Source organism: Streptococcus sp. M143, assembly GCF_000162495.1.
GTDB classification, from domain to species: Bacteria; Bacillota; Bacilli; order Lactobacillales; family Streptococcaceae; genus Streptococcus; species Streptococcus dentisani.
The window spans coordinates 253332-267349 of record NZ_GG730097.1; the positions used below are offsets into that span (position 1 = coordinate 253332).

The window sequence follows — 14018 nt, forward strand, 5'->3', positions numbered from 1 at the left end:
AAAACCAACGTTAGGCACGTTGGTTTTTCTTGTTATGCGCGAGATTTTCTAAGAAGTAGTCCATCTCCTTTTGCGACCTGAGAACAATTACTTTCTCTGGATAGCTTTCTTGAATCTGCTGATAACGTTCCTTAGCGGATTTGCTCCGTCCATCCCAGAGAATCCATCTGATAAAGTCCCAGTCAAATCGTTCAGGACAGCCTGCAGCCATACTTTCTCTGACCTTGCCGCGATATGTGAGATAACGTTTGAAGGCTCGAAAGAGACAAGACAATGGGGAAAAGTTGAGAAAGATGATTTGGTCAGCTTCCTGCATTCTTTCCTCGTAATAGCACCAAGAGTAGTTACCGTCGATGACCCAAGCTTCATGCTTTGTGAGAAAGTTTTTCATCTCGGTCAACATCCATTCGCGGTCACTGTCTTGCCAACCAGGTTGAAATTGGAGTGTATCCATATGCAGTTTTGGGATGGAGTAGTAGTTTGATAATTTTTCAGCTAGGGTTGACTTACCAGCTCCAGAATATCCGATGATTGCGATTTTCATTTTCTACCTTTTCTGATTAGAGGACAAAAAAACAGCCTCTATGGACTGTTTCTTATTTAGCAAGTTTAGCTGAAAGACGAGCTTTATCGCGGCTTGCTTTGTTTTTATGAATCAAACCTTTAGTTTCTGCTTTGTCGATAGCTGAGCTAGCAGCACGGAAAAGTTCTTCAGAAGGGTTTGCTTCGAAAGCTTTGATAGCAGTACGCATAGCTGATTTTTGAGCTGAGTTTTTTTCGTTTTGTTTAACGTTCAATTCAGCGCGTTTGATAGCTGATTTAATGTTTGCCAATGTTCTTACCTCCATATTTACTAACTATACCATTATATCTGAAAACTTAGGTTTTGACAAGGGGAAATTATTTTTTTAGGTAAATTTCATCGATTTCATGGTTTTTAGCCTTGTGGAGAATGATCTCGGCACGATTCCTTGTCGGTTCGATATAGTTTTGCAGATTTATTAGATTAATGCTAGTCCAGATCTGATGAGCGAAGGCTTCGACCTCTCTTATTGGCATTTGAGTAAAACGGTGGTAGTAGCTTTCAGGATCATTCTGGGCAAAGCTGAGGAGTTTTAAGAAACGATCCAGATACCAACTTTCAATATCCTCGACAGCAGCATCCACATAGATGGAGAAATCAAAGAAATCAGTGATGTAAAGGCGCTCATTTTGAGGATTTTGGAAGACATTGATTCCTTCAACGATGACAAAATCCGCAGCCTTAACGCGTTGTTTCTCCCCAGGGACGATGTCATACACTTCATGAGAATAGACTGGAATATCGACATCCTGTCCATTTTTTAGGCGGTCAAGAAAATTCAGCAAGGCTTCCATGTCATAACTCTCTGGAAAACCTTTGCGATTTAAGATATCTTGCTCAATTAAAGTTTGATTGGGATAGAGAAAGCCATCCGTTGTCACTAGTTCTACAGTAGCATCCGGGAGAGTACGTGATAGAAGAATCTGAAGTAAGCGACTAGTGGTCGATTTCCCCACAGCAACACTACCAGAAACCCCAATGATAAAAGGTTGGGGCTTGCTATCTCTTTGAAGAAAGATTTCTTTTGAGAAAGACAAATCTTCTTTGGCTTTTTTATAGATATGGATAAGGTGAACCAGTGGCAGATAGATGTCGGTCACATCTTGTAGGCTGATTTGGTCATTAAAACTCTTGATGGAGTCTAGTTCTTCTTCCGTCAAGGGAGGGGTTGTCTTGCGATGCAAGGACTGCCAGGTTTGGCGGCTGATTTTCTCAAAATGTAAAAATTCGTTGGTCATAATTTTTCCTCGTTCGATATCTTAGTATATCATATTTCGTAGTCAAAGAGAGAATGAAATTCGATATTTATCATTCTGATTCTTGAAAGTTGCTATAAGTTGCCTCTAACAGGGAAAAATAGAGTGAAAAATACAAAGATCATTTAATTATTATCATAACAGATTTAGTTTGTTTGTTGAACTTCAGCTTTGTAAACGATTTAACATTTCACTAAAATATGGTAAAATAGTTTTATGAGTAAAATGTATTATGCAGAAAATCCTGATGCTGCTCACGACATTCATGAGTTGAGAGTGGAGTTGTTGGGAGAAAACATGACCTTTTTGACGGATGCGGGTGTTTTTAGCAAGAAAATGGTTGACTTTGGGAGTCAGTTTTTATTGAAGTGTTTAGAGGTTAATGAAGGAGAAACGGTCCTTGATGTGGGTTGTGGTTATGGGCCCTTAGGGCTTTCTTTGGTCAAGGCTTATGGAGTTCAGGCAACCATGGTTGATATCAATAATCGTGCTCTAGACTTGGCTCGACAAAATGCTGAACGAAATAAAGTAGAAGCAACGATTTTCCAATCCAATATCTATGAACAAGTTGAAGGGAAATTTGACCATGTTATTTCTAATCCGCCTATTCGAGCGGGTAAACAAGTTGTTCATGAGATTATCGAAAAGAGCAGAGATTTCTTGAAAGATGGAGGTGATTTAACCATTGTCATTCAGAAAAAGCAAGGTGCTCCGAGTGCTAAAAGTAAGATGGAAGACGTTTTTGGAAATTGTGAAATCGTAAAGAAAGATAAGGGATACTATATCCTTAGAAGTGTGAAAGAATGAGAGCAGTTGATTTAATTCAAAAGAAACGAGATGGTCAAGAACTGACTGCAACTGAAATCAAATGGCTGGTAGAAGGCTATGTGGCAGGAACTGTTCCAGACTACCAGATGTCAGCTTTTGCTATGGCTGTTTATTTTAAAGGAATGACGACACGAGAGATTTCTGACCTGACGATGAATATGGTCAAGACAGGTCAGGAGTTTGACTTGTCAGCTATTGGTGGGGTTAAAGTTGATAAGCATTCGACTGGTGGTGTAGGTGATAAGGTGACCTTGATTTTGGCTCCCCTTGTTGCGAGTTTCGGTGTGCCCGTTGCTAAAATGAGTGGTCGTGGTCTAGGCCATACTGGTGGGACAATTGATAAATTGGAGTCCATTAAGGGCTATCAAGTCGAGCGTAGTCAAGAAGATTTCATTCGCCAGGTGCAGGACATTGGTGTATCTGTCATTGGGCAGTCCGATCAGCTGGTTAAAGCAGACAAGCTTCTCTATGCCCTCCGTGATGTGACTGCAACTGTCGACACGATTCCTTTGATTGCTAGTTCTGTTATGAGCAAGAAAATTGCTGCAGGAGCGGATGCCATTTTACTAGACGTAACGGTCGGTGAGGGTGCCTTCATGAAGACGGTTGATGAGGCGCGTGAATTGGCTCAAACCATGGTGGATCTTGGTAAGGCAGTTGGTCGAAAGACGGTAGCAGTCATTACGGATATGAGCCAACCCTTGGGAAGAGCCATTGGCAATCGTCTCGAAATTCTTGAGGCAATCGAGATTCTTCAAGGTAAAGGCCGAGAAGATATTAGTTATTTTATCTGCGAGCTAGCTCAGATTATGCTTGGCTTGGCTGATGTTGAGAAAACGGTCGAGGAAATCCGTCAACATCTTGAGAATGGCCAAGCACTGGCTAAGTTTGAAGAAATGGTGGCAGCACAAGGCGGTGATTTAGATGATCTCTATCGCCCCGTCAAAGTTGACCATGTGGTGGAAATTCCAGCTCAAGATACGGGTGTTATTTCAGCTCTTCCTGCAATGGAATTTGGGCTCTATGCCATGAGACTAGGTGCCGGTCGTGCAGTCAAGTCTGATGACCTGGACTATGAAACAGGGATTGTTTTCGAAAAGAAAGTTGGAGACTCCGTTCAAAAAGGGGAAATTGTTGCAAAAGTTTATACAAATGGAAAAATTTCTTCTGAACTAGTTACAGAATTTCAAAAATATGTTAAAATAAATGATGGAGTGCAAAGTTTACGAGAAATTATAGAAATTATCTCATAAAACTAGGGAGAATCCGAATATGAAGTTAAATAAATATATCGATCATACGCTTTTGAAGCAAGATGCGAGTCAAGAACAAATTGATTGTTTGCTATCTGAAGCGCGTGAGTATGACTTTGCCAGCGTTTGTGTCAATCCCACATGGGTTAAACATGCCAAAACAGGGCTTGAAGGCTCAGATGTAAAGGTTTGTACAGTAGTTGGTTTCCCTCTTGGAGCAACAACTTCAGCTGTGAAAGCTTTTGAAACAAAAGAAGCTGTCCAAAACGGTGCAGATGAGATTGATATGGTTATCAATGTCGGCGCCCTCAAATCAGGCAATCTTGATTTAGTTGAGTCGGACATCCGTGCTGTTGTAGAAGCAAGTGGTGACAAGTTGGTTAAGGTTATTATTGAAGCCTGCTTGTTGACAGACGATGAAAAGGTTGTGGCCTGCCAATTATCCCAAAAAGCAGGAGCTGACTTTGTTAAAACATCCACTGGATTTTCAACTGGTGGTGCCACTATTGAGGATGTTCAGTTGATGCGTAAAACAGTCGGGCCAGATATGGGAGTTAAGGCAGCTGGTGGAGCTCGTTCATATGCGGATGCTGTTGCTTTTGTGGAAGCAGGCGCTACTCGTATCGGAACATCAGCTGGTGTGACCATTTTAAAAGGAGAACTAGCATATGGCGACTACTGAGTTGATTGAACTAGCAATTGAAACCAGCAAGTATGCCTATGTCCCCTATTCTCACTTTCCCATCGGAGCTGTTTTAGTTGCCAAGGACGGTAGCATTTATACGGGTGTTAATATCGAGAATGCTAGTTATCCCTTGACTAATTGTGGAGAACGTACTGCTATTTTTAAAGCAGTTTCGGAGGGGCAACGGGAATTTTCAGAGTTGATTGTCTACGGACAAACTGAAAAACCCATCTCGCCATGTGGTGCTTGTCGCCAGGTCATGGTTGAGTTTTTTGAACAAGATCTAAAGGTGACACTTGTCGCTAAAGATAAATCGACGGTCGAGATGACGGTCGGGGAGTTACTTCCATACTCATTTACAGACTTAAATTAGTCTGAGCTACTCTTCGAGTGGCTGTGGTCTACGTGACCAAACGATCTATACTTGCAACATCGTTGCACATCTTATTTAGGAGGTTCAGTAATGAACAAGAAACAATGGCTAGGCCTTGGTCTAGTTGCAGTGGCAGCAGTTGGACTTGCTGCATGTGGTAACCGCTCTTCTCGTAACGCAGCTTCATCTTCATCTGAAATGAAGACGAAAGCAGCGATCGTAACAGATACTGGTGGTGTTGATGATAAATCATTTAACCAATCAGCTTGGGAAGGTTTGCAAGACTGGGGTAAAGAACACAATCTTTCTAAAGATAAAGGCTTTACTTATTTCCAATCAACAAGTGAAGCAGACTATGCTAACAACTTGCAACAAGCGGCTGGAAGTTACAACCTGATCTTCGGTGTTGGTTTTGCACTTCACAATGCAGTTGAAGAGGCAGCAAAAGACCACTCTGACTTAAACTATGTCTTGATTGATGATGTGATCAAAGATCAAAAGAATGTTGCGAGCGTAACATTTGCTGATAACGAAGCAGCTTACCTTGCTGGTGTTGCAGCAGCTAAAACAACTAAAACAAAACAAGTTGGTTTTGTAGGTGGTATCGAATCTGAAGTTATTTCACGTTTCGCTGCTGGATTTAAGGCTGGTGTTGCCTCAGTAGACCCATCTATCAAAGTACAAGTTGACTACGCTGGTTCATTTGGTGATGCTGCCAAAGGTAAAACAATTGCAGCAGCTCAATACGCTGCAGGTGCAGACGTTGTCTACCAAGCAGCTGGTGGTACAGGTGCTGGTGTCTTTGCTGAAGCAAAATCTTTGAACGAAAGCAAAAATGAAAACGAAAAAGTTTGGGTTATTGGTGTAGACCGTGACCAAGCAGCAGAAGGTAAATACACTTCTAAAGATGGTAAAGAATCAAACTTCGTTCTTGTATCTACATTGAAACAAGTTGGTACAACTGTAAAAGATATTGCCAACAAAACAGAAAAAGGTGAATTCCCTGGTGGACAAGTTATCGTCTACTCATTGAAAGATAAAGGGGTTGACTTGGCAGTAACAAACCTTTCAGAAGAAGGTAAAAAGGCTGTCGAAGATGCAAAAGCTAAAATCCTTGACGGAAGTGTAAAAGTTCCTGAAAAATAATGAATAAAAGTCATTTCTTAGGAAGCGGCCATCGGTCGCTTCTTTAAGAATTGAGGCAATTTTTGTCTCAATAGAGCTTGTTAATGTGATTAGCAGGTTTTATTGAAATAAAATAAACCTCTGAAAGGAAGAGCATATGGCACACGAAAATGTCATTGAGATGCGGGATATTACCAAGGTGTTTGGTGAATTTGTAGCAAACGACAAGATCAACTTGCAACTGCGAAAAGGTGAAATCCATGCACTTTTAGGAGAAAATGGAGCGGGTAAATCCACTCTGATGAATATGCTGGCAGGACTTCTTGAGCCAACTAGTGGTGAAATTGCGGTGAATGGTCAAGTTGTCAAACTAGATTCCCCTTCTAAAGCTGCTAGTCTAGGAATTGGGATGGTTCACCAACATTTTATGTTGGTTGAAGCTTTTACAGTAGCTGAAAATATCATTTTGGGGAGTGAAATCACTAAAAATGGTGTGCTAGATATAGCTGAAGCTACTAAAGAAATCAAGGCTCTTTCTGAACGTTATGGTTTGGCAGTGGATCCTGCTGCTAAGGTGGCGGACATTTCCGTTGGTGCCCAACAACGTGTAGAAATTTTGAAAACACTTTACCGTGGTGCTGATATCCTTATCTTTGACGAACCTACAGCTGTATTGACTCCTTCAGAGATTGACGAGTTGATGGCTATCATGAAAAACCTTGTCAAAGAAGGAAAATCCATTATTTTGATTACCCATAAACTGGATGAAATTCGTGCGGTATCTAATCGAGTGACAGTTATCCGTCGTGGGAAATCAATCCAGACGGTTGAGATTGCTGGAGCTACCAATGCCGATTTGGCAGAAATGATGGTAGGGCGCTCTGTCTCCTTCAAAACGGAGAAACAGGCACCACAACCAAAAGAAGTGGTCTTGTCTATCAAGGACTTGGTTGTTAATGAAAACCGTGGTGTTCCAGCTGTGAAGAATCTTTCTTTGGATGTTCGTGCTGGTGAGATTGTTGGTATTGCAGGTATTGATGGCAATGGTCAATCTGAACTCATTCAAGCCATTACAGGTCTTCGTAAGGTTGAGTCTGGTAGTATTGAATTAAAAGGCAAATCAATCGTGGGGATGCATCCTCGACAAATTACAGAACTAAGCGTGGGGCATGTTCCTGAGGATCGTCACCGTGATGGCTTGATTTTGGAGATGATGATTTCAGAAAATATCGCTCTTCAAACCTACTACAAAGAACCACTCAGCAAGAATGGTATCTTGAACTATGCCAATATCACTTCACATGCTAAGAAATTAATGGAGGAATTTGACGTCCGTGCGGCAAGCGAATTTGTTCCAGCAGCAGCTCTTTCAGGAGGAAATCAACAAAAAGCGATTATTGCTCGTGAGATTGATCGTGATCCTGAACTCCTTATCGTCAGCCAGCCAACTCGTGGTTTGGACGTTGGTGCCATTGAGTACATTCACAAACGCTTGATTGAGGAACGTGATAATGGCAAGGCTGTTCTCGTTGTCAGTTTTGAATTGGATGAGATTTTAAATGTCTCAGACCGTATTGCTGTTATCCATGATGGTAAGATTCAAGGTATTGTATCGCCAGAAACGACTAACAAACAAGAACTTGGTGTCTTGATGGCTGGTGGAAACTTGGGAAAGGAGAAGAGTGATGTCTAAAAAATTACAACAAATTTCGGTTCCCTTGATTTCCGTATTCTTAGGAATCTTGCTCGGAGCCATTGTCATGTGGATTTTCGGCTACGATGCTATCTGGGGGTATGAGGAGTTGTTTTATACAGCTTTTGGTAGCCTTCGTGGGATTGGGGAAATTTTTCGTGCCATGGGGCCTCTAGTCTTGATTGGTCTTGGTTTTGCTGTTGCTAGTCGGGCAGGTTTCTTTAACGTTGGACTTCCTGGTCAAGCGCTTGCGGGATGGATTCTCAGCGGTTGGTTTGCTTTGTCGCATCCGGACATGCCACGCCCAATGTTGATTCTAGCGACTGTAGTGATTGCTCTGATCGCAGGTGGAATTGTTGGTGCGATTCCAGGTATTCTCAGAGCTTATCTCGGTACGTCAGAGGTTATCGTAACCATTATGATGAACTACATTGTTTTGTATGTAGGGAACGCCTTTATTCATTCTTTCCCGAAAGACTTTATGCAAAGTACAGACTCAACAATTCGTGTGAGTGCCAATGCTAGTTACCAGACACCATGGTTATCTGAGTTGACTGGTAATTCTCGTATGAATATCGGTATCTTCTTTGCTATCATTGCTGTTGGGGTGATTTGGTTCTTGCTTAAGAAAACGACTCTCGGTTTTGAAATTCGAGCAGTTGGTCTCAATCCCCATGCTTCAGAGTACGCTGGTATTTCAGCAAAACGTACAATCATCCTATCAATGATTATCTCTGGTGCTTTGGCTGGTCTCGGTGGAGCGGTCGAAGGTCTTGGAACCTTCCAAAACGTTTACGTTCAGGGATCATCATTAGCTATCGGATTTAACGGGATGGCAGTTAGTTTGCTTGCTGGAAATTCACCAATTGGAATTCTCTTTGCAGCCTTCTTATTTGGAGTTTTGCAAGTAGGAGCACCGGGTATGAACGCAGCGCAAGTTCCGTCTGAGCTTGTCAGCATTGTAACAGCGTCTATTATCTTCTTTGTCAGTGTTCACTATATTATTGAACGCTTTGTCAAACCGAAAAAACAAGTTAAAGGAGGTAAGTAAGGATGTCTATTACAACATTACTCACCCTCTTGGTCTCTTCTATGCTGATTTACTCAGCACCACTTATTTTCACGAGTATCGGAGGAGTTTTCTCTGAACGTGGTGGTGTCGTTAACGTCGGTCTTGAAGGAATTATGGTTATGGGAGCCTTTTCTGGGGTTGTCTTTAACCTTGAGTTTGCAGAACAACTTGGAGCAGCGACTCCTTGGATTTCCTTGTTGGTTGCTGGTTTCGTGGGAGCCATTTTCTCCCTCATCCACGCAGCAGCGACGGTTCATTTCCGTGCGGACCATGTTGTCAGTGGTACAGTATTGAACTTGATGGCTCCTGCCCTAGCAGTTTTCTTGGTTAAAGTTCTTTATAACAAAGGGCAAACGGATAACTTAAGCCAGACTTTTGGACGTTTTGATTTCCCAGTTTTGGCTGATATCCCAGTGATTGGAGATATCTTCTTCAAGTCTACCAGTCTACTAGGTTATATCGCGATTGCTTTCTCATTCTTTGCTTGGTTTATTCTCTTTAAGACACGCTTTGGTCTTCGCCTTCGCTCTGTTGGTGAACACCCTCAGGCAGCGGATACCTTGGGGATCAATGTCTACAAGATGCGATATCTTGGAGTTATTATTTCAGGATTCTTAGGTGGAATTGGGGGAGCGATTTATGCTCAATCAATCTCAGTTAACTTCTCAGTGACAACTATTGTCGGTCCTGGATTTATCGCCCTTGCGGCAATGATCTTTGGTAAATGGAACCCAATCGGTGCTATGCTTTCAAGTCTCTTCTTCGGACTCTCTCAAAGTTTGGCAGTTATCGGTTCCCAGCTTCCTTTCTTACAAGGAGTACCTGCGGTCTACCTACAAATTGCGCCTTATGTTTTGACCATCTTTGTCTTGGCAGCCTTCTTTGGAAAAGCAGTTGCACCTAAGGCAGACGGTATCAACTACATCAAATCAAAATAAGCATATAAAAAACGTCAGTTCAAACTGGCGTTTTATTTGTTAGGATTTTGATGAGTTAGGTTCAATCCCCAAGGGACAAGATTTTCAGTTTTATTTTTGATACGTGTGATATTATCCTTGTGACGAATGATAATCAAGCTAGCGAGTGCTAGGATAATCAAAATGAAGAGAGGGTTATAGCTGCTCAGGATAAATCCAAATAGTGGAAATAGGAGAACTCCGATAACGGCTGCGATAGAAGCAGTAACGCTTGATAGTGAAATCATACTACCTAGATAGAGGCTTCCAAAGAATACGATTGCTAGATAAAGACAGAAAACAGGCGCAAATCCGAAAATCACTCCAGCACTGGTTGCGACAGCCTTACCACCTTTAAAGCCTGCAAAGATAGGAAAGGTATGTCCAATCACGGCCAAAAGACCAAAGACGAGAGGTGATACACCTTGAAGGTGGAAAAGAATTGGAAGGAGAGTGGCCAAGGTCCCTTTAAAGAAGTCAATCACAAAGGTTGCCATACCTGCTTTCTTACCCAAAATACGGAAAGTATTGGTCGTACCAGTATTTCCAGAACCGTGTTCGCGCAGATTTGTTTGAAAAAAAACTTGTCCAATCCATAGACCAGACGGAATCGAACCTAGTAGATAAGCTAAAATTAATAATACAAATGTCATCATGGTTCTATTATACCATGAAATGGTGTAGAAAGGTTGAGAATCTCTTGTGAAATTGTGACAGCTGAACGGGAAAAACTTTGCAAAATCCCTAGAAAACCTGTAAAATAGAAAAGATGAACAAATAGGAGGTTCCTTGTGTCAAAAAAGGAAATCAATATTAATAACTACAATGATGATGCCATTCAGGTGCTAGAAGGGTTGGATGCGGTCCGTAAACGTCCGGGGATGTATATTGGATCGACTGACGGTGCTGGTCTCCATCACCTAGTCTGGGAAATTGTGGACAATGCAGTCGATGAGGCCTTGTCTGGATTTGGTGACCGCATTGATGTGACTATCAATAAAGACGGAAGTTTGACAGTAGAGGACCATGGTCGTGGAATGCCGACTGGGATGCACGCCATGGGAATTCCAACTGTTGAAGTTATCTTTACCATTCTCCACGCTGGAGGGAAATTCGGTCAAGGGGGTTATAAGACATCTGGTGGTCTCCACGGGGTGGGATCTTCAGTCGTTAATGCCCTTTCTAGTTGGCTAGAAGTTGAAATTACTCGTGACGGTACAGTCTACAAGCAACGTTTTGAAAATGGTGGGAAACCCGTCACAACCTTGAAAAAAATTGGTACAGCACCCAAGTCTAAGACAGGTACCAAAGTTACCTTCATGCCTGACGCGACGATCTTTTCTACGACTGATTTCAAGTACAATACCATTTCAGAACGTCTCAATGAGTCTGCCTTTCTCTTGAAAAATGTTACCTTGTCTTTGACGGATAAGCGTACAGATGAAGCAATCGAGTTCCACTATGAAAATGGAGTTCAGGACTTTGTTTCCTATCTGAACGAAGACAAGGAAACCTTGACACCAGTTCTGTACTTTGAGGGGGAAGACAATGGTTTCCAAGTGGAAGTTGCCCTCCAGTACAATGATGGATTTTCAGATAATATTCTATCCTTTGTCAATAACGTTCGTACGAAAGATGGTGGAACGCATGAGACAGGACTCAAGTCAGCCATTACTAAGGTTATGAATGACTACGCGCGTAAGACGGGACTCCTCAAGGAAAAAGATAAAAACCTAGAAGGGTCAGATTACCGTGAAGGACTAGCAGCTGTTCTTTCTATCCTAGTTCCGGAAGAACACCTCCAGTTTGAGGGTCAGACCAAGGACAAACTTGGAAGCCCTCTGGCTCGTCCGGTTGTGGATGGAATTGTGGCTGATAAGTTGACCTTCTTCCTAATGGAAAATGGTGAACTGGCTTCCAATCTCATTCGCAAGGCTATCAAGGCGCGTGATGCTCGTGAAGCAGCACGAAAGGCGCGTGACGAGAGCCGAAATGGTAAGAAAAATAAGAAAGACAAGGGCTTGTTGTCTGGGAAATTGACTCCAGCTCAGTCTAAAAACCCTGCAAAGAATGAACTCTATCTGGTCGAGGGGGATTCTGCCGGCGGTTCTGCTAAGCAAGGTCGTGACCGTAAGTTCCAGGCTATTTTGCCCCTTCGAGGTAAGGTTATCAATACAGCCAAGGCCAAGATGGCAGATATTCTCAAAAATGAAGAAATCAATACCATGATTTATACCATCGGTGCGGGTGTGGGAGCAGACTTTTCTATTGAAGATGCTAACTATGACAAGATCATTATCATGACCGATGCGGACACCGATGGTGCCCATATCCAAACTCTTCTTTTAACATTCTTCTACCGCTACATGCGTCCGCTAGTTGAGGCAGGCCATGTCTATATCGCCCTTCCGCCTCTTTACAAGATGTCCAAAGGCAAAGGCAAGAAAGAAGAGGTAGCTTATGCTTGGACGGACGGAGAACTAGAAGAACTTCGTAAGCAGTTCGGTAAAGGCGCAACCCTCCAACGCTACAAAGGTCTTGGTGAGATGAATGCGGACCAACTCTGGGAAACAACCATGAATCCTGAGACACGTACTCTCATCCGCGTTACGATCGAAGACCTAGCACGCGCTGAACGCCGTGTTAATGTCCTCATGGGAGATAAGGTCGAACCACGCCGTAAGTGGATTGAGGATAATGTCAAGTTTACGCTGGAAGAAGCGACAGTGTTTTAATGATTTAGTAAGATTAAGAGTGATAGCCGTAAATGAGGAGAAATTTATGATTAAATTTTTGAGGAATATTGACTATAGCACAAAAGGTGATGTGTTATCGGGATTTACTGATGAGGTAGTAAAAAATATTCTTATTGATTACTATCAAAACAATTTAAAACTTAACGAAATTATTAAAAAATATTCTATTCATACTATAGCATCTAATTTAAGAAAAGAATTTCCAAAAGTTTCTACTTCGTTTATTTGTGAGATATGTGGTGAAGAAAAATACATCCAACTACCGACAAAAAGGGATTATGACAAGCTAGTTAATAATGACCAGTTAGATAACTATTTCGTTCAAGACAATAGATGCTTCAGTTGTGGGCATAAAAATAATGATGATGACTGCTCTTGTGATTATTGTTCAAAAGAAAAGCGTCGAAAAATACAGGACACTTATTTTCTTGAAGAAATTCGATATATATCCGGGTTTGGGCTACGAGAGCAGCTATATTTATCAACTATTTTACAGGGATTTAATATTAGTGAAGATGAATTTGATATTCCTTCTTTCTCGGAAATCAAAAATCAAAAATCAAAAATTACCACAAATGTTTTTTGATGGTAATTATCCCATTGATGAAATATACTTTCTGAAAGAAAAGAATATTTTAGAAATATCCCCAAGAAGCTCTACAACTGCATTTTGTAGTAATAAAGAAATTAAACAAGACCCCCAATTTGCAAATGAAAAATTTCCAAATGTGTTTTATAAGACAAGAGTACGTTTCTCTTTTCAAAATTTAAAAAATGTTTATTCAGAGAAAGATGAACACTGGTTTTCAAATTTTAAGTTTTTAACAAATCTTAAATTTACTGAGACTGAAATAAATCAACTGTGGTTAGAGTTGGCTGAAAAAGAATTGTTTAAACTATTTGACTATCAATTTAGGGAGGAATTTCATTTTGAATATTCTTCAGGGTATAGCGAGAAAGATGAAAATAAGGCTAAGCAACTTATAAAAACAGAAATTAAAAATCTTTTATTTGAATATTCGCCGTCAAAAGTCTACTGTATATTATATCAGGGAGTAAAAAAAGCTGTAACACATAAACAGAAGTATGGTATGACACATTACAGAGACAACCAAGTTCAATTTGTTATTTCTTATGGGATTAAATCATGGCTAAAATATAATGAGGAGCGTATTAGTGATTATGATTATCCTTGGACTTCGGAGATGTCGTTAGTTTCTACTCTATTTTTTAAAAATATTTTACAGAATGATGAGTGGTTTTATAACTTAATCCCTATTGATAAAGTTGAAATTATTGAGCAAGATTTCATGGAATATTTCTGTGGTCTATCACGAGAAAAACAACTTTTATTATTAGAAAAACTATCACTAATTAGCGAGTATTCTTTACTTTGGGAAGAAACTGACTAACAAATACCCTTGCGTACCTCACTTCC

General features: G+C 41.0%; 15 protein-coding genes. 11 read left to right on the forward strand and 4 right to left on the reverse strand.

Annotated elements, in window-relative coordinates:
- Positions 1-10 precede the first annotated feature (10 nt).
- From HMPREF0850_RS07910 to coaA, 3 genes are all read right to left on the reverse strand, one after another.
- Positions 11-544, reverse strand: a complete 534-nt coding sequence (locus HMPREF0850_RS07910; RefSeq protein WP_000684214.1) for a DNA topology modulation protein — start codon at positions 542-544, stop codon at positions 11-13.
- A 52-nt stretch (positions 545-596) separates the two neighbouring features.
- Positions 597-833 carry a 30S ribosomal protein S20 gene (gene rpsT / locus HMPREF0850_RS07915; RefSeq protein ID WP_001274000.1) on the reverse strand — a complete coding sequence of 79 codons (237 nt, stop codon included), beginning with the start codon at positions 831-833 and terminating at the stop codon, positions 597-599.
- Positions 834-900: 67 nt separating this feature from the next.
- Complete coding sequence (gene coaA, locus HMPREF0850_RS07920; RefSeq protein ID WP_000180478.1) at positions 901-1821, reverse strand: type I pantothenate kinase; 921 nt, start codon at positions 1819-1821, stop codon at positions 901-903.
- A 234-nt stretch (positions 1822-2055) separates the two neighbouring features.
- Between coaA and HMPREF0850_RS07925 the strand changes: the two genes are divergently transcribed.
- The 8 genes from HMPREF0850_RS07925 (at position 2056) to HMPREF0850_RS07960 (ending at position 9806) form a co-directional block, all read left to right on the forward strand.
- Positions 2056-2646: a class I SAM-dependent methyltransferase gene (locus HMPREF0850_RS07925; protein ID WP_009013953.1), complete on the forward strand. Its 591-nt coding sequence runs from the start codon at positions 2056-2058 to the stop codon at positions 2644-2646.
- A complete protein-coding gene (locus HMPREF0850_RS07930) occupies positions 2643-3920 on the forward strand; it encodes a pyrimidine-nucleoside phosphorylase (RefSeq protein WP_001202933.1) in 1278 nt (425 codons plus the stop codon). The genes HMPREF0850_RS07925 and HMPREF0850_RS07930 overlap by 4 nt, the downstream gene beginning before the upstream one ends.
- Before the next feature lie 19 nt (positions 3921-3939).
- Positions 3940-4602: a deoxyribose-phosphate aldolase gene (gene deoC / locus HMPREF0850_RS07935; protein WP_000773691.1), complete on the forward strand. Its 663-nt coding sequence runs from the start codon at positions 3940-3942 to the stop codon at positions 4600-4602.
- On the forward strand, positions 4589-4978 hold the full coding sequence (locus HMPREF0850_RS07940; protein ID WP_000246115.1) for a cytidine deaminase: 390 nt from the start codon (positions 4589-4591) through the stop codon (positions 4976-4978). Before deoC ends, HMPREF0850_RS07940 begins: the two co-directional genes overlap by 14 nt.
- Positions 4979-5068: 90 nt before the next feature.
- Positions 5069-6124 (forward strand): BMP family lipoprotein, encoded by a 1056-nt coding sequence (locus tag HMPREF0850_RS07945; protein ID WP_001036146.1) that lies wholly within the window; start codon positions 5069-5071, stop codon positions 6122-6124.
- Positions 6125-6260: 136 nt separating this feature from the next.
- The gene (locus HMPREF0850_RS07950) at positions 6261-7796 is read left to right on the forward strand and encodes an ABC transporter ATP-binding protein (protein WP_000929826.1); all 1536 of its coding nucleotides are present in this window, start codon (positions 6261-6263) and stop codon (positions 7794-7796) included.
- Positions 7789-8847 (forward strand): ABC transporter permease, encoded by a 1059-nt coding sequence (locus HMPREF0850_RS07955; protein ID WP_000038676.1) that lies wholly within the window; start codon positions 7789-7791, stop codon positions 8845-8847. The genes HMPREF0850_RS07950 and HMPREF0850_RS07955 overlap by 8 nt, the downstream gene beginning before the upstream one ends.
- A gap of 2 nt (positions 8848-8849) precedes the next feature.
- Positions 8850-9806, forward strand: coding sequence for an ABC transporter permease (locus HMPREF0850_RS07960; protein ID WP_000029129.1), 957 nt, complete (start codon positions 8850-8852; stop codon positions 9804-9806).
- 32 nt (positions 9807-9838) lie between these two features.
- Here HMPREF0850_RS07960 and plsY read toward each other — a convergent pair whose 3' ends face one another.
- Positions 9839-10480, reverse strand: a complete 642-nt coding sequence (gene plsY, locus HMPREF0850_RS07965; RefSeq protein WP_009013955.1) for a glycerol-3-phosphate 1-O-acyltransferase PlsY — start codon at positions 10478-10480, stop codon at positions 9839-9841.
- Between the two features lie 135 nt (positions 10481-10615).
- On the opposite strand from plsY, the gene parE reads away from it, so the two are divergent.
- The 3 genes from parE to HMPREF0850_RS07980 are packed head-to-tail and all read left to right on the forward strand — an operon-like array spanning position 10616 to position 13992.
- Positions 10616-12559, forward strand: coding sequence for a DNA topoisomerase IV subunit B (gene parE / locus HMPREF0850_RS07970; RefSeq protein ID WP_000037254.1), 1944 nt, complete (start codon positions 10616-10618; stop codon positions 12557-12559).
- Between the two features lie 46 nt (positions 12560-12605).
- On the forward strand, positions 12606-13166 hold the full coding sequence (locus HMPREF0850_RS07975; protein ID WP_000589293.1) for a hypothetical protein: 561 nt from the start codon (positions 12606-12608) through the stop codon (positions 13164-13166).
- Entirely contained in the window at positions 13156-13992 is an 837-nt protein-coding gene (locus tag HMPREF0850_RS07980) for a hypothetical protein (RefSeq protein WP_000464624.1), read from the forward strand. The genes HMPREF0850_RS07975 and HMPREF0850_RS07980 overlap by 11 nt, the downstream gene beginning before the upstream one ends.
- Positions 13993-14018 lie beyond the last annotated feature (26 nt).

Bases quoted from the DNA above. Each gene is read 5' to 3' on its own strand.
- HMPREF0850_RS07955 (WP_000038676.1), top strand. From the start codon at position 7,789: ATGTCTAAAAAATTACAACAAATTTCGGTTCCCTTGATTTCCGTATTC.
- HMPREF0850_RS07975 (WP_000589293.1), top strand. From the start codon at position 12,606: ATGATTAAATTTTTGAGGAATATTGACTATAGCACAAAAGGTGATGTG.
- HMPREF0850_RS07950 (WP_000929826.1), top strand. From the start codon at position 6,261: ATGGCACACGAAAATGTCATTGAGATGCGGGATATTACCAAGGTGTTT.
- HMPREF0850_RS07940 (WP_000246115.1), top strand. From the start codon at position 4,589: ATGGCGACTACTGAGTTGATTGAACTAGCAATTGAAACCAGCAAGTAT.
- HMPREF0850_RS07980 (WP_000464624.1), top strand. From the start codon at position 13,156: ATGTTTTTTGATGGTAATTATCCCATTGATGAAATATACTTTCTGAAA.
- HMPREF0850_RS07910 (WP_000684214.1), bottom strand. From the start codon at position 544: ATGAAAATCGCAATCATCGGATATTCTGGAGCTGGTAAGTCAACCCTA.
- HMPREF0850_RS07930 (WP_001202933.1), top strand. From the start codon at position 2,643: ATGAGAGCAGTTGATTTAATTCAAAAGAAACGAGATGGTCAAGAACTG.
- deoC (WP_000773691.1), top strand. From the start codon at position 3,940: ATGAAGTTAAATAAATATATCGATCATACGCTTTTGAAGCAAGATGCG.
- HMPREF0850_RS07945 (WP_001036146.1), top strand. From the start codon at position 5,069: ATGAACAAGAAACAATGGCTAGGCCTTGGTCTAGTTGCAGTGGCAGCA.
- coaA (WP_000180478.1), bottom strand. From the start codon at position 1,821: ATGACCAACGAATTTTTACATTTTGAGAAAATCAGCCGCCAAACCTGG.
- HMPREF0850_RS07925 (WP_009013953.1), top strand. From the start codon at position 2,056: ATGAGTAAAATGTATTATGCAGAAAATCCTGATGCTGCTCACGACATT.
- HMPREF0850_RS07960 (WP_000029129.1), top strand. From the start codon at position 8,850: ATGTCTATTACAACATTACTCACCCTCTTGGTCTCTTCTATGCTGATT.
- plsY (WP_009013955.1), bottom strand. From the start codon at position 10,480: ATGATGACATTTGTATTATTAATTTTAGCTTATCTACTAGGTTCGATT.